Annotated in this window: 19 protein-coding genes; 8 read left to right on the top strand and 11 right to left on the bottom strand. The window is 66.3% G+C overall.

Annotated features, from left to right (window positions below; genetic code table 11):
• Positions 1 to 75: 75 nt before the first annotated feature.
• Entirely contained in the window at positions 76 to 771 is a 696-nt protein-coding gene (locus ABIB38_RS05675; protein ID WP_429202504.1) for a CoA transferase subunit A, read from the top strand.
• 24 nt (positions 772 to 795) lie between these two features.
• Positions 796 to 1,446, top strand: a complete 651-nt coding sequence (locus ABIB38_RS05670; protein ID WP_429202502.1) for a 3-oxoacid CoA-transferase subunit B — start codon at positions 796 to 798, stop codon at positions 1,444 to 1,446.
• A gap of 74 nt (positions 1,447 to 1,520) precedes the next feature.
• Here the strand turns inward: ABIB38_RS05670 and ABIB38_RS05665 are convergent, their stop codons facing one another.
• The 8 genes from ABIB38_RS05665 to ABIB38_RS05630 all read right to left on the bottom strand — a co-directional run bounded on the left by ABIB38_RS05665 (position 1,521) and on the right by ABIB38_RS05630 (position 7,675).
• The gene (locus ABIB38_RS05665; protein ID WP_429202500.1) at positions 1,521 to 1,901 is read right to left on the bottom strand and encodes an energy transducer TonB; all 381 of its coding nucleotides are present in this window, start codon (positions 1,899 to 1,901) and stop codon (positions 1,521 to 1,523) included.
• Positions 1,898 to 2,314: an energy transducer TonB gene (locus ABIB38_RS05660; protein ID WP_429202498.1), complete on the bottom strand. Its 417-nt coding sequence runs from the start codon at positions 2,312 to 2,314 to the stop codon at positions 1,898 to 1,900. The genes ABIB38_RS05665 and ABIB38_RS05660 overlap by 4 nt, the downstream gene beginning before the upstream one ends.
• 91 nt (positions 2,315 to 2,405) lie before the next feature.
• Complete coding sequence (locus ABIB38_RS05655; protein WP_429202496.1) at positions 2,406 to 3,668, bottom strand: TonB family protein; 1,263 nt, start codon at positions 3,666 to 3,668, stop codon at positions 2,406 to 2,408.
• Entirely contained in the window at positions 3,665 to 4,051 is a 387-nt protein-coding gene (locus ABIB38_RS05650; protein WP_429202495.1) for a BlaI/MecI/CopY family transcriptional regulator, read from the bottom strand. The genes ABIB38_RS05655 and ABIB38_RS05650 overlap by 4 nt, the downstream gene beginning before the upstream one ends.
• A 113-nt stretch (positions 4,052 to 4,164) precedes the next feature.
• Positions 4,165 to 4,596 (bottom strand): response regulator, encoded by a 432-nt coding sequence (locus ABIB38_RS05645; RefSeq protein ID WP_429202493.1) that lies wholly within the window; start codon positions 4,594 to 4,596, stop codon positions 4,165 to 4,167.
• Complete coding sequence (locus ABIB38_RS05640; RefSeq protein WP_429202491.1) at positions 4,589 to 5,092, bottom strand: GAF domain-containing protein; 504 nt, start codon at positions 5,090 to 5,092, stop codon at positions 4,589 to 4,591. Before ABIB38_RS05640 ends, ABIB38_RS05645 begins: the two co-directional genes overlap by 8 nt.
• A gap of 236 nt (positions 5,093 to 5,328) precedes the next feature.
• Positions 5,329 to 6,630, bottom strand: coding sequence for a dicarboxylate/amino acid:cation symporter (locus tag ABIB38_RS05635; protein WP_429202489.1), 1,302 nt, complete (start codon positions 6,628 to 6,630; stop codon positions 5,329 to 5,331).
• A 262-nt stretch (positions 6,631 to 6,892) separates the two neighbouring features.
• A complete protein-coding gene (locus tag ABIB38_RS05630; RefSeq protein WP_429202487.1) occupies positions 6,893 to 7,675 on the bottom strand; it encodes a 3-hydroxybutyrate dehydrogenase in 783 nt (260 codons plus the stop codon).
• Between the two features lie 146 nt (positions 7,676 to 7,821).
• Here ABIB38_RS05630 and ABIB38_RS05625 point away from each other — a divergent pair, with 146 nt between their 5' ends.
• From ABIB38_RS05625 to ABIB38_RS05600, 6 genes are all read left to right on the top strand, one after another.
• Positions 7,822 to 8,700: an alpha/beta fold hydrolase gene (locus tag ABIB38_RS05625; protein WP_429202485.1), complete on the top strand. Its 879-nt coding sequence runs from the start codon at positions 7,822 to 7,824 to the stop codon at positions 8,698 to 8,700.
• A 62-nt stretch (positions 8,701 to 8,762) separates the two neighbouring features.
• Complete coding sequence (locus ABIB38_RS05620; protein ID WP_429202483.1) at positions 8,763 to 9,113, top strand: RidA family protein; 351 nt, start codon at positions 8,763 to 8,765, stop codon at positions 9,111 to 9,113.
• A gap of 14 nt (positions 9,114 to 9,127) precedes the next feature.
• Positions 9,128 to 11,368 (top strand): RelA/SpoT family protein, encoded by a 2,241-nt coding sequence (locus tag ABIB38_RS05615; RefSeq protein WP_429202481.1) that lies wholly within the window; start codon positions 9,128 to 9,130, stop codon positions 11,366 to 11,368.
• 90 nt (positions 11,369 to 11,458) lie between these two features.
• Positions 11,459 to 12,265 (top strand): MlaE family ABC transporter permease, encoded by an 807-nt coding sequence (locus ABIB38_RS05610; RefSeq protein ID WP_429202479.1) that lies wholly within the window; start codon positions 11,459 to 11,461, stop codon positions 12,263 to 12,265.
• A 19-nt stretch (positions 12,266 to 12,284) separates the two neighbouring features.
• Positions 12,285 to 13,232 carry an MlaD family protein gene (locus ABIB38_RS05605; RefSeq protein WP_429202477.1) on the top strand — a complete coding sequence of 316 codons (948 nt, stop codon included), beginning with the start codon at positions 12,285 to 12,287 and terminating at the stop codon, positions 13,230 to 13,232.
• The gene (locus ABIB38_RS05600) at positions 13,229 to 13,858 is read left to right on the top strand and encodes a hypothetical protein (protein WP_429202476.1); all 630 of its coding nucleotides are present in this window, start codon (positions 13,229 to 13,231) and stop codon (positions 13,856 to 13,858) included. Before ABIB38_RS05605 ends, ABIB38_RS05600 begins: the two co-directional genes overlap by 4 nt.
• Before the next feature lie 218 nt (positions 13,859 to 14,076).
• Here ABIB38_RS05600 and ABIB38_RS05595 read toward each other — a convergent pair whose 3' ends face one another.
• The 3 genes from ABIB38_RS05595 to ABIB38_RS05585 form a co-directional block, all read right to left on the bottom strand.
• Positions 14,077 to 14,946, bottom strand: coding sequence for a phytanoyl-CoA dioxygenase family protein (locus tag ABIB38_RS05595; RefSeq protein WP_429202474.1), 870 nt, complete (start codon positions 14,944 to 14,946; stop codon positions 14,077 to 14,079).
• On the bottom strand, positions 14,921 to 16,126 hold the full coding sequence (locus tag ABIB38_RS05590) for a glycosyltransferase family 4 protein (protein ID WP_429202472.1): 1,206 nt from the start codon (positions 16,124 to 16,126) through the stop codon (positions 14,921 to 14,923). The genes ABIB38_RS05595 and ABIB38_RS05590 overlap by 26 nt, the downstream gene beginning before the upstream one ends.
• A gap of 161 nt (positions 16,127 to 16,287) precedes the next feature.
• The gene (locus ABIB38_RS05585; RefSeq protein WP_429202471.1) at positions 16,288 to 17,226 is read right to left on the bottom strand and encodes an NAD(P)/FAD-dependent oxidoreductase; all 939 of its coding nucleotides are present in this window, start codon (positions 17,224 to 17,226) and stop codon (positions 16,288 to 16,290) included.
• Between the last annotated feature and the right edge of the window lie 173 nt (positions 17,227 to 17,399).

Raw genomic sequence — 17,399 nt, 5'->3', positions numbered from 1 at the left:
TTGTCACGTATTCTATGCTGAGACTCTACTCAGTTGTACAGAAGAGCTTTGGCTTAACCTATAAAAGGGACGGGTATGAATAAAGTTTATCCAGACGCGCGCGCCGCCCTGGCCGGCATCGTGCAAGACGGCCAGACCATCGCTGTGGGCGGCTTCGGCCTGTGCGGCATTCCGGAAGCCCTCATCGCGGCGCTGCGCGATTCGGGCGTCAAGAACCTCACCGCCATTTCCAACAACGCCGGCGTGGACGGTTTCGGCCTCGGCCAGCTCTTGGAAACGCGCCAGATCAAGAAGATGATCTCGTCCTACGTGGGCGAAAACAAGGAATTCGCGCGCCAGTTCCTGGCCGGCGAACTCGAGCTTGAGTTCACCCCGCAGGGCACCCTGGCCGAGAAACTGCGCGCCGGCGGCGCTGGCATCCCGGCCTTCTTCACCAAGACCGGCTACGGCACCATCGTCGCCGAGGGCAAGGAAACCCGCGAATTCAACGGCGAGCATTACGTGATGGAACACGCCCTGACGCCCGACGTGTCCCTGGTCAAGGCCCATATGGCCGACCGCGCCGGCAATCTGGTGTTCCGCAAGACCGCGCGCAACTTTAATCCGAACGTGGCCATGGCCGGCAAGGTATGCATCGTGGAAGTCGAGAAACTGGTCGAGATCGGCGAGATCGATCCGGACCAGGTGCACCTGGCCAGCATCTTCGTGCACCGCATCGTCCACAATCCGACGCCCGAGAAACGCATCGAACAGCGCACCATACGCGCCTGATCCCACACATTCGGAGACAAGAACATGGCATGGACTCGTGATGAAATGGCCGCGCGCGCGGCCCGGGAGCTGCAGGACGGCTTCTATGTGAACCTGGGCATCGGCTTGCCGACCCTGGTCGCCAACTATGTACCGAAGGATATCGAAGTCTTCCTGCAGTCCGAGAACGGCCTGCTGGGCATCGGCCCATTCCCCACCGAACAAGAAGTCGACGCCGACCTGATCAACGCCGGCAAGCAGACCGTGACGGCGCTGCCGGGCTCGGCGTACTTCAGCTCGGCCGATTCCTTCGGCATGATTCGCGGCGGCAAGATCAACCTGGCGATCCTGGGCGCGATGCAGGTGTCGGAACACGGCGACCTGGCCAACTGGATGATCCCGGGCAAGATGGTGAAGGGCATGGGCGGCGCGATGGACCTGGTGGCCGGCGTCAAGCGCGTGGTGGTCGTGATGGAGCACGTCGCCACCGCCAAGGATGGCAGCACCAGCCACAAGATCCTGAAAAAATGCGATCTGCCGCTGACGGGCGTGGGCGTGGTCGACCGCATCATCACCGACCTGGGCGTGATCGACGTGACCGATACCGGCCTGAAGGTGGTCGAACTGGCGCCGGGCGTGGGGCGTGACGAGATCGTGGCCGCCACCGGCTGCGAACTGCATATGTCGGCGCTGTAATCGGCGCGGTGTAAAACGACAAAGGGCGCTGCAAACCAGCGCCCTTTGTCATTGCAGCCTACCGGGATAGGCTCTTAATCCATCGTCCAGACGTATTGCACCGAGGTCCAGGCAAGGACCGGCTTCCCTTGGCGCATTGCTGGCTTGAATGTACAGGCCGAGAGGGCGCTTCGCGCTGCTTCGTCGAGCGAGGCGTCACCGCTCGAGGCATATAGCCGCGACTGGATGACCTTGCCATCCGGCCCGATCAGCATGCCAAGGGTCGTGGTTCCCTCGATCTTGTTGGCCGCCGCCTGTGCCGGATAGACCGGCCTGCTGCAGGAGCCGGGATTCGCGGCCGCCTGCGCCGCGTCGGCCGGCGCGGCGGCCTGGCGTGCGGGCGACTGCGCGCAGCCGGCGAGGAGCGTCGCGGCCATGCCGGCAGCCGCCAGGATGCGCATCGCGGGCGGCGTCATTGCGGCGCCCAGGCGTATTTCACCGCAGTCCACTGCTCCTTCGGCGCGCCGTTCACCGTACCCGGCTGGAACCTGCATTTGGCAAGCGCAGCGCGTGCCGTCTCGTCCAGCAATTCGTTGCCGCTGGTCTTCTGCACCACCGCTTCGCGCACCGTGCCGTCGGCCCTGACCAGGAAGGCGAGCGTGACCGTGCCTTCCGCCCTGGCGGCCAGCGCCTGCGGGGGGTACTCCGGCTGGCGGCACGACTTGAAGTTCACGACCGGCTCGGTGGTGACACTGTCCGGCAGCGCGGTAAAGGGATTGACCGGCGGCGTCTGGGTGCAGCCGGCGAGCAGGGCCAGTCCGAGCGCCGGCACGGCGGCTTTCCAGTGAGCGTGGGTGAGGGTGCAGGACAGCGGTTTGTTGTGTGACATTCCTTCTCCTTCATTGGCCGCACCGGTCGAATGGCGAGGAGCGGCTGTGTTCTTCGCTCCACCGGGCGTCCCCGGTGGAGCGTTCATGCTGTTATTTCAACTGCCATATATAGGATACCTTAGTCCAGGCCTGGACCGGCTTGCCGTTGGCCAGCGCCGGCTTGAAGCTGCACTTGACCAGGGCGGACCGCGCCGCTTCGTCGAGCCCGGCATGGCCGCTCGACTTCTGCACCTTGTTTTCCTTGACCTTGCCGTCCAGGCCAACCAGGAAGCCCAGCTCGACGGTGCCTTCGTGACGGGCCTTATGGTCGGCCTCCGGATACTCGGGCTTGGCGCAGGAATGGAAGTCGGCCAGCGCCTGCTGGTCCACCTGCTGCGCCGTTGCCTGCGCCGGCTGGGCGTTGGCGAAGACGGCGGCGCTCAGCATGGCCAGGCCGATGACCGGGACGGCTGCCTTCCAGCTCGGGGCTTGGGTGTCGGGACGAACCAATCGTGTGATACGTTTCATCAGGTTTCCTCCGTTGGCCGCTTGGGCCAGGTGGTGGGTGGAGAACTGGAGCTTGTCCAGTTCGGAAAGGGCAAGGGCCAGGCGCCGCGGTTCGCCCAGTTGCCTTGCCGCGATATCGTCGGCGATGTGTTCGCGCTCGGTGCGGATGCGCCCCGAGATCCACCACACCGCCGGGTGATAGAAGAGCAGCGTCTCGACCACGTTCTGGGCCAGGTTGACCAGGTAGTCATGACGCCGGATATGCGCCAGCTCGTGCGCCAGCAGCGCCTCGAGGAGGTGGGCCGGCATGCCGGTGACCAGGGACGCGGGCACCAGCACCACCGGTCGCCACCAGCCGGCGGTCACCGGGCTCGATAAGCCATCGACCAGGCGCAGGCGCACCGGCCGCGTGACGCCGCATTGCGCCGCCAGCCGATCGAGGCGGGCCTGCCAGGCGGCATCGCCGCGCTCGCCCGACGCGGCGCGCCGGATCCACGCCAGGCCGAGCGCCATGCGCAGCGCCAACGCCAGGGCGCAGGCGGCCCAGCAGGCCACGATCAGGGCAATGTGTTCGCGCAGCAGGGCGTCCCAGAACAGGCCATCCTCCATGGCCGGGCGCACCGCCGCGGCGCCGAAGAGGGCGCCGGCCTGATTGGCGCCGGCCGCCTGCAAGCGCAGGACGAGGCCCGCCGCCGGCAGCGCCAGGCACAGGAACAGTCCGGTACAGGCCACGGTGTAACGGTGTTCGGCGCGCGCCTTGCGCATCGCGAACAGGGCAAGGGCCACCGCACAGCCGATCAGTGCGCCCTGCCAGAGAAAGTGGATCAGGGTCCAGCCGATGCTGGCGACAAGATGCGCGCCGTTCATCGCTCGTCTCCGTCCTTCAGCAAGCGCTCGATCTCGTCGCGCTCCTTCTTCGAGATGCCGCTTTTGAGCGCGGCCAGCACCAGCGCCTTGGCCGAGCCCGCGAAGGCGCGCTGCATCAGGTCTTGCAGCAGATTGGTCTGCAGGGCGTCGCGCTCGTGCACGGGCGCATACACGTGGGAACGTTCGCTCTCGTCGCGGCTGAGCAGGCCCTTGCCGTGCATGACCTGCATCAGGCGCAAGACCGTGGCATAGGTGACGTCGGGGCGTTGCGGGAGCATCGCTTCGTGCACCTGCTTGGCGGTGGCCGCGCCGAGCGGCCAGAGCACCTGCAGCAGGTCGAGTTCGGCGGGCGTGGGCTTGGGAGCGTCGGGGGAGCGCGGCATGACATGACCTCGTCTGTTCAGGATGAATCTAGATTATCCTGTCTAGATCGAGGTGTCTACAACTATCCGCGTGTGTCAGGATGCGGGGTGAATAAAGTGAATGCCGGGAGGGCTCAGGCCGGGCGCTGGGGCAGGCCGGGCCGCGGTTTGCCGGCGGCGCCGAACTGCTCGATCGTTTCCAGCAGCACCTTGGCGCGGAAGGGTTTCAGGATGACCCGGCTGATCTTGCGGTTGCGCAGCTCGTGCAGCAGTTCGGCGGTGGCCTGTTCGGCCATGATCGCGACCGGGATCACCGCGTTCGCCGCGCCGGCGGCGCGCAGTTCGTCGACCAGGCTCAGGTCGTAGCGCCGTTCGCCGCCGCGACCGATGCAGTCGACCGCGATCACCGCGCCGTGGAAGGCGCGTGCGTGCAGCATGCGGCGCGCGGCCTCGATGCTCGCGGCTTCATGCACCTGGCTCAGCGCAAGACTGCGCGCCGTCATCGCCACCGTGCGGCGCAGCATCGGCTCCGGTTCCACCAGCAGGATGTGCATGGATTCAGTCATCCGCGCGCTCCTCCGGGTGCGCCAGTTCCATCACCGCCAGGTCGCGCAAGGTGCCCAGGATGGCCAGTTCCATCGCATCGAGCGTGCGCGGTCGGCGGTCGATCAGGCACAGGGTGCCCAGGCGCAGGCCGGACGGCAGCGCCAGCGGCGCGCCGGCATAGAAGCGGATGTGCGGCGCGCCCGTCACCAGCGGGTTGTCGGCGAAGCGCGGGTCTTGCAGCGCGTCGTCGACCACCATGATCTCGTCGCGCAGGATGGCGTGCGCACAGAACGACACGTCGCGGCCGGTCTCGCACACCGGCATGCCCACGCGCGCCTTGAACCACTGGCGATTGGCGTCGACCAGCGTGACCAGCACGATCGGCATGTCGAACTCGGCGGCGGCGAATTGCGCGATCTTGTCGAAACGTTCCTCGGGCGGGGTGTCGAGGATCAGGAGTTCGTACAGCGCGGCCAGGCGCGCGGCTTCGTCATCGGGTTGGGCGGCGATGTGCATCGTGGCGGACCAGGGCGGTCGTCATTCGGGAAAGCCGCAATATAGCAGACCCGTTGCGGCCATAAAATGGGGAAATAAAAGGGTGGGATAAAAAAGGCGCGATAAAAACGAGAGATAAAAAAGAAGGGATAAAAAGAAGGGATAAAAAGAAGGGATAAAAAGAAGGGATAAAAAGAAGGGATAAAAAAAACCGTGTCCGAGGACACGGTTTTTTTTGGGGCGGGCAGCGCGCGGGATTACGCCGCTTCGCGCACTTGCTTCAGGCTGTTCTGGTCTTCGACATGGACGCGGCCGCTCAATACGTCGTCCATGCGCGCCGAATCCAGTTCTTTCTCCCACTTCGACACCACGACCGTCGCGACGCCGTTGCCAATGAAGTTGGTCAGGGCGCGCGCTTCGCTCATGAAGCGGTCGATGCCGAGAATCAGGGCCATGCCCGCCACCGGAATGGTCGGCACCACGGCCAGGGTCGCGGCCAGCGTGATGAAGCCGGCGCCGGTGATGCCCGATGCGCCTTTCGAGGTCAGCATCGCCACCAGCAGGATGGTCAGTTCCTGGGTCAGGGTCAGTTCGGTATTGGTTGCCTGCGCCACGAACAGCGCCGCCATCGTCATGTAGATATTGGTGCCGTCCAGGTTGAACGAGTACCCGGTCGGGACCACCAGGCCGACCACCGGCTTGGAGCAGCCCAGCTTTTCGAGCTTGCGCATCAGGTTCGGCAGGGCGCTTTCCGACGACGAGGTGCCCAGCACGATCAGCAGTTCTTCCTTGATGTACTTGATGAACTTGAAGATCGAGAAGCCGGTGAACTTGGCGATGGCGCCCAGTACGACGAACACGAACAGCGCGCAGGTCAGGTAGAACGAACCCATCAGCTTGGCCAGCGGCAGCAGCGACTCCAGGCCATATTTGCCGATGGTGAAGGCCATCGCGCCGAAGGCGCCGATCGGGGCGACTTTCATGACGATGTTGACGATGCCAAAGATCACGTGGGCGATGTCGTCGATGAACTTGGTGACTGGACGGCCGCGTTCGCCCATCATCGACAGCGCGAAGCCGAACAGGATCGCGATCAGCAGGACTTGCAAGATGTTACCGGTTGCGAAAGCATCCACGAAGGTATTCGGGATGATGTGCATGATGAACTCGGTCGTGGTCTGGGCATGCGCATTGGTGGTGTACTGCGCGATCGAGCTCGAATCGAGGTGGGCCGGATCGACGTTGAAGCCGGCGCCCGGCTTGACCAGGTTGGCGACCACGAGGCCAATGGCCAGGGCGAAGGTCGACACGACCTCGAAATAGATCAGCGCCTTGCCGCCGACGCGGCCGATCTTCTTCATGTCCTGCATCCCGGCGATGCCGGCGACGACGGTACAGAAGATCACGGGGGCGATGATCATCTTGATCAGCTTGATGAAGCCGTCTCCCAGTGGCTTCATCGCGGTGCCCAGTTCGGGGTAGAACACCCCCAGCAACACGCCAAGGACGATGGCGATCAGCACCTGGACATACAGTACTTTATAGAAAGGCTTCTTCATGGCAACTCTTCAGCGAGGTTCGTGGTTGTTCCATGGTGGAGCAATCGTTCTCAGCGGGCTATTGTGGAAATCCGCATGCTGCACTGCACCAGGGCGGCATGCAGGCTCACGCACCGCAGCGGTGCGAACGGGGAGGGAGGAGGGTGGCCGGTCCGCCATCTGGCTGGCGGACGGCAGGGTCTGGCGGCAGGGTCTGGCGCAGCAGCCGTGACAGCGCGGGGCCGAGGCGGCGCCCGGCCGGCACCGCCGTTTCGCCCCGATGTTACTGGGCGGCCCAGCCGCCATCCATGTTCCACGCCACGCCACGCACCTGGTCGGCGGCCGGACTGCAGAAGAACACGGCCAGCGCGCCCAGTTCTTCCGGGGTGACGAATTCACCCGACGGTTGTTTTTCAAGCAGCAAGGCCTTGCGCGCGGCGTCGTTGTCCAGGCCGTCGCGCGCGGCGCGATCGTCGACCTGTTTCTGCACCAGGGGGGTCAGCACGAAGCCGGGGCAGATCGCATTCGCGGTCACGCCGGTCTGCGCCGTCTCGAGCGCCGTCACCTTGGTCAGGCCAACCAGGCCGTGCTTGGCGGCGACGTAGGCCGATTTCTGGCTCGATCCCACCAGGCCGTGCACCGACGCCAGGTTGATGATGCGGCCCCAGTTTTTCTGCTTCATGCCGGGCAGGACCAGGCGGGTGGTGTGGAAGGCCGAGCTGAGGTTGATGGCGATGATGGCGTCCCATTTCTCGGTCGGGAATTCCTCGACCGGCGCCACGTGCTGGATGCCGGCATTGTTGACCAGGACGTCGACCCCGCCGAATTTCTCGACGGCGTAGCGCATCATGGCCTCGATCTCCGCTGGCTTGGACATGTCGGCGTTGTGGTAGGCCGTCTGCACCCCGAATTCGGCGCCGATGTCGGTGTACAGCTTCTCGATCTGCTGGGCGTCGCCGAAGCCGTTGAACACGATGTTGGCGCCCTGTTCGGCCAGCGAGCGCGCGATCCCGAGGCCGATGCCCGAGGTCGAACCGGTGACGAGAGCCGTTTTGCCACTTAGCATGCTGGATTTCATTGCGTCCTCTATATGAAGGTGATCGGGGAAACTTCCTGAGAATTGGTAGAATTCTAATCGCAACGCCATTCTGATGGCGAATTGCACAGCCGCCGCCAACCGGCGGCTGCCTATTTTTTCATGACGGAGTCCCGATGTCTGAACCCAGATTAAAAAGCGTCCAGTGCAGCTCGCCCGCCGGGCTGCACCGCGTCGCCTACAAGGAATGGGGCGACGCGGACAATCCGAAGGTGCTGGTCTGCGTGCATGGCGTGACCCGCGTCGGCGACGATTTCGACCATCTGGCGCGCGCCCTGTGCGACGACTATCGCGTGGTCTGCCCGGACATCGTGGGGCGCGGGCGCTCGGAGCGGCTGCGCGATCCGGCCTATTACACGGTGCCGCAGTACGTGGCCGACATGGTGACCCTGATCGCGCGCGTGACGGCCGGCGCCGACAACGAGGACGTGGCCTGGTTCGGCACTTCGATGGGCGGCCTGGTCGGCATGGCGCTGGCCGCGCTCGAGGGCAGCCCGGTGCGCAAGTTCGTGCTCAACGATATCGGCCCGGTGCTCGATGGCGCCGCCTTGCGGCGCATCGGCGACTACATCGGCCAGGACGTGCGCTTCCCGAGCTTCGCCGCCGGGGCCGAGTTCGTGAAGACGGTCTCGGCATCCTTCGGCCCGCACTCCGACGACGAGTGGCGCAAGCTGGCGGCCGACGTCCTGCGCCAGGGGCAGGACGGCCAGTGGGAGCGCCACTACGACTTGAACCTGGCGCAGCCGTTCCGGGAGATCACCCTGGAACGCGCCGCCCAGGACGAGGCCGCGCTGTGGGCGGCCTGGGACAAGATTCGCTGCCCGACCCTGCTGGTGCGCGGCGAGCATTCCGACCTGCTGTCGCGCGCGACCGCGCAGCAGATGACGCAGCGCGGACCGCGTCCGCGCCTGGTCGAACTGCCCGGGGTGGGCCATGCGCCGACCTTCGTGCACGACGACCAGATCGCGATCGCGCGCGCCTTCTTAATCGACTGAACAAGCAACAACATTGTCAACCCGAACCGAAGCGGTTCGTCATAAACCTAAAGAAAGAGATCATGGAAATCAAACGACTGCACGTAGGCAAACGCCTGTCCGAAGTAGCGATCTACAACGACACCGTCTACCTGGCCGGCCAGATCGCCGAAGACACCAGCCAGGGCATCGAGGGCCAGATGCGCGAGGTGCTGGGCCACGTCGACCGCCTGCTGGGCGACGCCGGCAGCGACAAGACCTGCATCCTGACCTGCCAGATCTTCATCTCCAGCATGGATAACTTCCCCGGCATGAACAGCGTCTGGGACGAGTGGGTGGCGCAGGGCCATACCCCGCCGCGCGCGACCGTCGAAGCCAGGCTCGCCAATCCGGCCTGCCTGGTCGAGGTGTGCGTCACCGCCGCCGTTCGCTAAGGCAGAACCGTCGTATGGTATCGACCGCCCTGCTGGGCGACGTAAACAGCGGCCTGGTCCAGGGACTGGGCCAGGCGGACTGCGCGCGCGTGCAGGCGGCGCTCGATTACGCGGCCGCAGGCTATGGCGAGCGGATCGCTTCCTCGGGCCAGGGCGCGTTCGAGTTCTCGCTCGGCGCGGCCGGCACCCTGGCCTACCTGAACACCGACGCCGAGACCCGCATCGCGGGCCTCTTGTTCGAGCTGGCGCTGATGGACCCTGCCACCTTCGGGCGCATCGAGGAGCGCTTCGGCCCCGAAGTGGCGGCGCTGGTGCAGGGCGTGCACCAGCTGATCCGCCTGCGCGACCTGACCGCCGGCCAGGCGCCGGTGGGCAGCGGCAAGAACGCGGCCCAGCAGGCCGCGGCCCAGAACGAGACCCTGCGCAAGATGCTGCTGGCGATGGCCACCGACATGCGCGTGGTCCTGATGCGCCTGGCCTCGTGCGCCGCCACCTTGCGCTACTTCGCCGAGCACAAGCGTTTCGACGAAGTCACGCGCGCCTATGGCCGCGAGGTGCTGGACTTCTATGCGCCGCTGGCCAACCGGCTCGGCATCTGGCAACTGAAATGGGAGCTCGAAGACCTGGCCTTCCGCTTCATCGAACCGGATACCTACAAGCGCATCGCCAAGATGCTCGAAGAAAAGCGCATGTCGCGCGAAAGCTTCGTGGCCTCGTCGATCGCGCGCCTGCAAAGCGAGCTGGCCGCGGCCGGCATCCGGGCCGATGTCTCGGGGCGGCCGAAGCACATCTACAGCATCTGGAGCAAGATGCGCGGCAAGGAGCTCGATTTCTCGGAGCTCTACGACGTGCGCGCCTTCCGCGTGATCGTGGCCGACATCAAGACCTGCTACACGGTGCTGGGCGTGATCCACAATATCTGGACTCCGGTGCCTAAGGAGTTCGACGACTACATCTCGCGCCCCAAGCCGAACGGCTACCGCTCGCTGCACACGGTGGTGACGGCCGACGACGGCCGTCCGCTGGAGGTGCAGATCCGCACGCAAGAGATGCACAATTTCGCCGAGTACGGCATCGCGGCCCACTGGCGCTACAAGGAAGAGGGCGGGTCCAACTTCAAGAGCCAGCAGTACGACGAGAAGATCGCCTGGCTGCGCCAGCTGCTGGCCTGGAAGACCGACGTCGCCGACGCCGTGGCCGGCCAGGAAAACCAGCAGAAGGAATGGGTCGAGAAACTCAAGGCGGCCAGCCTCGACGACCGCATCTTCGTGCTCACGCCGCAGGCGCGCGTGCTGGAGCTGCCGGTCGGCGCCACGCCGATCGACTTCGCCTATCACCTGCACAGCGAGGTCGGGCACCGCTGCCGCGGCGCCAAGATCGACGGCGTGATGGTGCCGCTCAATACCCCGCTCAAGAACGGCCAGACCTGCGAGATCATCACCGCCAAGGGCGGGGCCGGCAGCCAGGGCCCGTCGCGCGACTGGCTCAGTCCCGAGTACACGGTCTCGAGCCGCACCCGCTCCAAGATCCGCGCCTGGTTCCATGCGCTGGACGTGGCCGAAACGCTGGCAAATGGCCGGGCGCTGGTCGAGAAATCGCTGCAGCGCGAGGGCAAGACCGCGGTCAACCTCGAGCTGCTGGCCCAGAAACTCGGTTTCGCCAAGGTGGACGAATTGTTCATCGAGGTCGGCAAGGACAAGTTCAGCCTGCGTCACGTCGAAGCGGCGCTGCACGAGAGCGTCGAGCCGGCGCCGGTCGAAGACGCGGCGGTGGTCAACAAGAGCCGCGCATCGAGCGTCGAGCAGGGCGCCAAGTCGGGCGTGCTGGTGGTGGGCACCGAAGGCCTGATGACGATGCTGGCCAAGTGCTGCAAACCGGCGCCGCCGGACCCGATCGTCGGCTTCGTCACGCGCGGCAAGGGCGTCTCGATCCACCGCCTCAGCTGCAAGAACTTCGCCGAGATGCAGGCCAAGTCGCCCGAGCGCGTGATCCAGGTGGAGTGGGGCACGGCCGGCATGGAGACCGTTTATCCGGTCGACCTGTTCATCCTGGCGCAAGACCGGCAAGGCCTGTTGCGCGACATCTCCGAGGTGTTCTCGCGCGAGAAGATCAATGTGATCGGCGTCAATACCCAGAGCGCCAGGGGCCAGGCGCGCATGGTGTTCACGGCGGAGATCGGGTCGACGGCGCAGGCGCAAAAGGCGCTGGCGGCGATCATGGAGGTGTCGGGAGTGATGGAGGCGAGGAGGCAGTAGGGCGCCGGCCACGCCGCCCCGCGGTCCGTGCGAACGTCATCAATTGTCACGGACCCGTTCAATCGCCTGCAACCGAGTATCATTCAGTCCATGCCGCGAACGATCCCGCCCATCGCCCAACCGACCCTGTGGCCCGCCTACCTGGCGCGCTACCTGCGCAGCTGGTGGTACATGATCCACCTGGGCGCGGTCGCCGTCGTCACGGCCCTCTCGCCGTCCACCTGGCGCCGCGCGAGCTTTCACGCCACCGCGCGCCACATCCACGCCAGCACCTGGCTGGTGCTGCCCTGGTTCACGCTGGCCTCCTGCCTGGTCAGCCTCGTCATCATCCGCATCGTGCTGGTCACGGCCAAGAGCTACGGCCTGTCCGGCATCGCGCTCGAGATGGTGGTGCGGGTGCTGGTGCTGGAGCTGATTCCGCTGGCGGCGGCGCTGTTCGTGGCGCTGCGCGCCAGCATGGCGTTCGACGCCGCGGCCCTGGGCCTGGCGCGCTCAGGGCTGTCGATCCGCGCCGCCAGCATCGAGGCGCTGCACCGCGTGCGGCGCGACCTGGTGCCGCAACTGATCGCCAACGCGGTGGCGGTGCTGTCGCTGGCGATGGTCACGTCGATCACCGTACTGCTGCTGGCCTATCTGAACGTGTATGGCCTGTCGCCCTGGGGCATTCCCGACTACACCCGCACCGTGGGCCGCGTGTTCACGCCGGTGGTGACGGCCGGCTTCGTGATCAAGACGGTGTTGTTCGGCCTGGCGGTGGCCCTGATCCCGACCGCCGCCGTGCTCGAATTGCAGCGCTATCCGCGTGCATTGGCCACCAGCGTGCAGCCCGGCGCGCTGCGCCTGCTGTTCGTGCTGATCGTGATCGAGGCCAGCTCCCTGGCCCTGAAATACATCTGAATCCTGGAACGAGAACCTCATGCCGGACCCGACTCCTGATCCATCCACCCCCGACGAGCCCAAGAACGTCGAAGCCAAGGCGGTGATCCTGCTGGTGCTGCTGGGCCTCATGATCGCGGCCTTCGTGCTGTACGTGATGTACGCGCGCGGCGTGTTCGAGCCGACCCAGCGCCTGACCCTGGTGGCCGAGGATTCGTCCGGCGTCATCCCCGGCATGGACATGACCTTCGCCGGCTTTCCGATCGGGCGCGTGCGCCAGGTCGACCTGGGCGACGACGGCAAGGTGCAGATCACGGTCGACGTCCAGAGCAAGGACGCCAAGTGGCTGCGCGTCTCGAGCGTGTTCACGCTGGAGTCGAGCATCGTCGGCGAGACCCGCCTGCGCGCCTATACCGGGGTGCTGACCGATCCGCCGTTGCCGCCGGATTCCACCCGCACCGTGCTGCGCGGCGACGCCACCGCCGAGATCCCGCGCATCGTCGCCACCGCGCGCGCGCTGCTGGAAAACCTGGAAACCATGACCGCGTCCGGCTCGGACGTCAACGCCAGCCTGGCCAACCTGTCGGCGGTGACGGCCCGCATGTCGGGCCGCTACGGCGTGCTCGGCGGCGCGCTGGGCGGCGACGAAGAGGCGAAGAAGCTGATGGAAGCGCTGGATCGGGTCAACGCCATCCTGGCCAAGGCCGACCAGCGCGTGTTCGGCAAGGCCGGCGTGATGGACGATACCCAGGCCGCGGTCCGCCAGCTGGACGTGGTGCTGCAGGACGCCAGCGCCACGCTGAAGAAGGTCGACGCGGTGCTGGTGGAGGCCCAGGCGGTGGGCGCCAATACGCGCGCGGCCACCGAAGACCTGGGCGCGCTGCGCGGCGAGGTCGACGCCAGCCTGCGCAAGGTGAACCGCCTGGTCGAGGAAATCAACCGCAAATGGCCGTTCGCCCGGAGCAGCCAGGAGATCAAGCTGCCATGAAAATCGCTTGCGTATTGATCGTGGCCGCGCTGGCCGGCTGCGCCGGCAAGCCGCTGCCGCCCGACTGGCAAGCCAATGCCAAGGACGCCCTCGACGCCGCGGTCGACGACTACCTGAAAGGGCACACGGCGGCGTCCGAGGCCGAATTCCGCGAGGCGCGGCGCGAGACGGCGGCCACCGGGCGCCCGGATCGCGTGGCCCAGGTGGAGCTGGTGCGCTGCGCGGCGCAGGCGGCCAGTCTCGTATTCGAGGATTGCCCCGGCTATGCGGCGCTGGCGGCGGATGCCACGCCGGGCCAGCGCGCCTACGCCGCCTACCTGGCGGGGCAGTGGATTGGCCTGGACGCGGCGCTGCTGCCCGAGCAGCATCGCGCCGTGGTCGCGGGCGGCGCGCTCGACAAGATCGACGACCCGTTGTCGCGGATGGTCGCGGCCGGGGCGCTGTTCAAGGCGGGACGCATGACGCCGCAGGGCATCGCGCTGGCGGTGGACACCGCCTCGAACCAGGGCTGGCGCCGCCCCTTGCTGACCTGGCTCGGGGTGCAGGAGCAGCGCGCCAGGGCGGCCGGCGACAGCGCGGCAGCGGACGGGATCCGGCGCCGGATGGCGCTCGTGGCGGGCCAGTGAGGGGAACCGGCGTTTGAGCGATGCATTGAAAGTCACCGGTCACGGTCGATCATGTCGAGACGCTCTTCGAGACGCAGCTACCGCGTGAGCGGGATCGCTGGCGCGCCGACAATGCGCGTTCCATCGTCAAGCCGCGCGTTCATCCCGACTGGCGCGCGCCACTTTGCATGGGGTGAGACCGCCGGCGTTGCTTCATGCGACAGCGCCCCGCGCGAAGCTCAGGCCCGCGGCGGCAGGCTGTCGGCCGGCAGCAGGCGATGCAGCAGTTTTTCGGAAAGACGGCGCAAGCGGATCGCCATGCCGGGTGGCGTCAGTCGGTCCAGGCGCCGGCCGAAGTGGCTGACACCGGGCAGGTCGACGCCGAATAATTGCTGGCGTTGCGGGTCGCCATCGAAACGGGCCAGATCGGATGGCGCAGCGCTGCGAAAGGCCTTCATCCAGAAGTGACCGTAGGTATAGATGAGCGACTTGCGTACGCGATCGGTGTCGTTGGCCTCGGCCATGTGCAGCACATGGGTGTTGAAGAGCACCACGTCGCCGGCGCGTGGCACGATGCGCACCGTTGCGCCGGAGGCGGCCAGCGTCGGCCGATGCGGATTGACATGCAGTGGCGGCAGGTGCTGGCTGCCCGGGATGAACGACAGGCAGCCCTGGTTCGGCGCCAGGTCTTCCAGGTAGAAGTGTGCCTTGGCCAGGAAGCTGGGCGCGTGGGCGGGGGCGACGCCCGACACGCGCGCGATGTCGGAATGGTAAGGGCTGGTGAAGGTTGGGCCGGGAAAGAACAGGCGCGCACTGGTTTCCTGCAACGCGATATCTTCGCCCACCGTCCGGCGCAGCAGCGGGAACAGCGCAGGCAAGTCGACGAGGTCGACGAATACCGGATCGGCATCGAGGATGGCGGGCAGGTCGTGGAAGCGCTTGCCGCTGTCGCGGGCCTGACGCGTCGCCTGCGCGTGGCGGGCGGCAGCGGCGTCGAAGGCGCTGCGCGCAGCTGCTACCACCGCCTGCGGCAGCAGCTGTTTCAGGTGGACGAATCCTTGCGTGTTGTACTGGAGCGTGAGGTCAAGCAGCTGGTCGGTGGAGAGCATGATCGATTGAAAATCCGGCGGCGTTGGCGAACAGGTTGAATTGGGCATGTGTGGTCGCGTGCCAGGAGTGCAGGCGGGCGTGTGCGCAGGTCGCTTCGCGCGTGGGCATGTCGGCGCGCAGGCGCCGTACGGCATCGGCCACGCCGGCCGCTGAATTTGCGCGCAGCAGTAGCCCTGCCGCATGGCAGCGCACCACCTCGGCGGTGCCGCCCACGTCGCTGGCGATGACCGGCGCACCGCAGGCCATTGCCTCGAGCAGGACGTTGGCCCAGCCCTCCCGGTTCGAGGCCAGCACCAGCGCGTCGGCGGCGCTGTAGCAGGTGCGCAACTGGCTCTGTGTCAGGAGGCCGAGGAAGCGGACGCGATCCTGCACGCCGAGCTGGCGGCACATGGCCATGAGCCGGTCGCGCTCCGGACCCGCGCCAACGATCATCAGGCGCACGCCACGCAGTTGCGGCAGGGCGGAGATGACCTTGTCGTGCCCCTTGCGTTCGATCAGGTGGCCGACCGAGAGCAGGGTGAAGCCGTCGATGCTCAGCCCCGCACGTGCCCGTGCATAGGGTTCCGGATAGAACAGTTCGAGATCGACGCCATTGCGCAACGCATGGATGCGTTCTCCGGGCAGGCCGAGGCGGATCATGTCCTGGCGCAGTGCCTCGCAGACGCTGATCATTGCATAGGCGGAGTGCGCCGCCTGGCGGATCAGGCGGCGTGGCCAGACATGGTCCGGCAGCTGGGTGATGTCGCTGCCCAGCGCGCTGATGATCACCGGCTTGCCGTAATGGCGTCCCAGCATGGCCGCGGCCACGCCGTCCGGGTAGAAGTAGTGAGCATCGATGAGGTCGAAATCGGCGCCCTGCGCAAGCAGGCCATCGATGGCCCCGCGTGCGGCGTGGAACAGTGTCCATGGTGTCGCATACATGCCGATACCGGGCAAATTGGCGTAGCGCGGATGCAGCACCCGTATGCCGTCCCGGACTTCCTCGCGCGGCACCCGCGCATAGCGCGCATAGCGCCCGAAGACCCCCGCAGTCGACGGGAACCATGGCACCGGTGCAACCACTATCGAGCGGACGGGGTGGTGGCGCAGTTGCTGGCGAAGACTGGTCTCGGTGAAAATTCCGTGGTGCGGTTCGACGGCATTCGGGAACAGGGTTGAGAACGTCAGAATATTCAGCATCAGGGATCGTCGGCAGCGTTGATTGGTCGCGCCGCCATCAGTCAATGATGAATTCGGACGATGGGTATCGCTATGCAATTCCCATGCCTGCCTGCAATTACTTGATTTTGTTCACTATCTGCTACCGACGTTGTTTAACTGTAAAGTTTTTCGACAGTCGGTCATGGCCGGGAGCGCAGGGCCCAGGGCAGCGTATTGTGGATGGTCGTGGCCGCGATCGCCGCCTGGCCCGTCGCCACCGCGATCTGGTTCAGCCCGCGCGTGACGTCGCCGATGGCGAACAGGCCCGGCACCGTGGTGCGGCAATGGTCGTCCACCAGCAGCTTGTCGCACTCGGCGGTTTCGGCGCCGAGGGCCGCCGCCAGGCTCGATCTCGCGCTTTCGCCCAGCATCGGATAGAACACGTCGCATTCGTAGTGCTCGCCATCGCGCGTGTGCAGCACCGGTCGCAAGTCGTCGGTCAGGGTCACGCCGGCCAGCGGCGACGCGATGTGGAGCACGTTCGCCGCCTCCAGCTGGCGCTTTTCGTCGGCGTTGACGGCAGTTTCGTCGGCGCGCTCGAACAGCAGCACGTCGGCGCTGAAGCTGCGCATGAACAGGGCGTGGCCGACCGGATTGACCTCGGACGTGGCCACCGCGATGCGCTTGTCGATGACGTCGAAGCCGTCGCACACCGGGCACAGGCGCACGGCGCCTGCCGCGACCGCTTCTTCCCAGCGCTCGACCGGCATGCCGGCGTCGGCCACGCCGGTGGCCAGCAGCACCGTATGCGCGCGCAGGGTGGTCAGGTCGCCCTCGGGACTGCAGCAGTCGGCTTCGAACAGGCCGTCCTCGATGCGCAGGTTCGTGATCTCGCCGGGGATCACATGGCCGCCGTAGTTGCCGAGCTGGCAACGGAGCTGGTCCAGCAGCAGCTTGCCGTTGACTCCATCGGGAAAGCCTGGATAGTTGTGCGAGACGGGAATCCAGCCCAGCCGGCTATTGCCCTTGTCGACCAGGGCCACGTTGCGCGTGAAGCGGTGCAGGTAGATGGCGGCGGTCAGGCCGCCAGGGCCGCCGCCGATGATGATGGTGTCGAAGACGTTCGGTGTGAGTTCCATGCCTTGATTATCGCGGGGCGGGTACGACCGGGGTATCGGCGCGCGCCTGAGCGCCGGGTCGGCATCGGCTTACACGCGCGCCTTAGCGCCTATCCCGGTAGGTGGGGGGAAGCTCATGCCGACATGCGCGTAGGCGATGCATGGCGAGTGTGAGCAAGGCGCGAGGAGGCCGC

Source organism: Massilia sp. UYP11 (assembly GCF_050434805.1).
Taxonomy (GTDB): Bacteria; Pseudomonadota; Gammaproteobacteria; order Burkholderiales; family Burkholderiaceae_D; genus Telluria.
Note: the sequence above shows the minus strand (reverse complement) of the source record. Positions and strands in the feature narration are given on the sequence as shown.

What these genes read in the sequence shown, in the direction of transcription:
- ABIB38_RS05675 (WP_429202504.1), top strand. Translation starts at nt 76, where the DNA reads ATGAATAAAGTTTATCCAGACGCGCGCGCCGCCCTGGCCGGCATCGTG.
- ABIB38_RS05670 (WP_429202502.1), top strand. Translation starts at nt 796, where the DNA reads ATGGCATGGACTCGTGATGAAATGGCCGCGCGCGCGGCCCGGGAGCTG.
- ABIB38_RS05665 (WP_429202500.1), bottom strand. Translation starts at nt 1,901, where the DNA reads ATGACGCCGCCCGCGATGCGCATCCTGGCGGCTGCCGGCATGGCCGCG.
- ABIB38_RS05660 (WP_429202498.1), bottom strand. Translation starts at nt 2,314, where the DNA reads ATGTCACACAACAAACCGCTGTCCTGCACCCTCACCCACGCTCACTGG.
- ABIB38_RS05655 (WP_429202496.1), bottom strand. Translation starts at nt 3,668, where the DNA reads ATGAACGGCGCGCATCTTGTCGCCAGCATCGGCTGGACCCTGATCCAC.
- ABIB38_RS05650 (WP_429202495.1), bottom strand. Translation starts at nt 4,051, where the DNA reads ATGCCGCGCTCCCCCGACGCTCCCAAGCCCACGCCCGCCGAACTCGAC.
- ABIB38_RS05645 (WP_429202493.1), bottom strand. Translation starts at nt 4,596, where the DNA reads ATGACTGAATCCATGCACATCCTGCTGGTGGAACCGGAGCCGATGCTG.
- ABIB38_RS05640 (WP_429202491.1), bottom strand. Translation starts at nt 5,092, where the DNA reads ATGCACATCGCCGCCCAACCCGATGACGAAGCCGCGCGCCTGGCCGCG.
- ABIB38_RS05635 (WP_429202489.1), bottom strand. Translation starts at nt 6,630, where the DNA reads ATGAAGAAGCCTTTCTATAAAGTACTGTATGTCCAGGTGCTGATCGCC.
- ABIB38_RS05630 (WP_429202487.1), bottom strand. Translation starts at nt 7,675, where the DNA reads ATGCTAAGTGGCAAAACGGCTCTCGTCACCGGTTCGACCTCGGGCATC.
- ABIB38_RS05625 (WP_429202485.1), top strand. Translation starts at nt 7,822, where the DNA reads ATGTCTGAACCCAGATTAAAAAGCGTCCAGTGCAGCTCGCCCGCCGGG.
- ABIB38_RS05620 (WP_429202483.1), top strand. Translation starts at nt 8,763, where the DNA reads ATGGAAATCAAACGACTGCACGTAGGCAAACGCCTGTCCGAAGTAGCG.
- ABIB38_RS05615 (WP_429202481.1), top strand. Translation starts at nt 9,128, where the DNA reads ATGGTATCGACCGCCCTGCTGGGCGACGTAAACAGCGGCCTGGTCCAG.
- ABIB38_RS05610 (WP_429202479.1), top strand. Translation starts at nt 11,459, where the DNA reads ATGCCGCGAACGATCCCGCCCATCGCCCAACCGACCCTGTGGCCCGCC.
- ABIB38_RS05605 (WP_429202477.1), top strand. Translation starts at nt 12,285, where the DNA reads ATGCCGGACCCGACTCCTGATCCATCCACCCCCGACGAGCCCAAGAAC.
- ABIB38_RS05600 (WP_429202476.1), top strand. Translation starts at nt 13,229, where the DNA reads ATGAAAATCGCTTGCGTATTGATCGTGGCCGCGCTGGCCGGCTGCGCC.
- ABIB38_RS05595 (WP_429202474.1), bottom strand. Translation starts at nt 14,946, where the DNA reads ATGCTCTCCACCGACCAGCTGCTTGACCTCACGCTCCAGTACAACACG.
- ABIB38_RS05590 (WP_429202472.1), bottom strand. Translation starts at nt 16,126, where the DNA reads ATGCTGAATATTCTGACGTTCTCAACCCTGTTCCCGAATGCCGTCGAA.
- ABIB38_RS05585 (WP_429202471.1), bottom strand. Translation starts at nt 17,226, where the DNA reads ATGGAACTCACACCGAACGTCTTCGACACCATCATCATCGGCGGCGGC.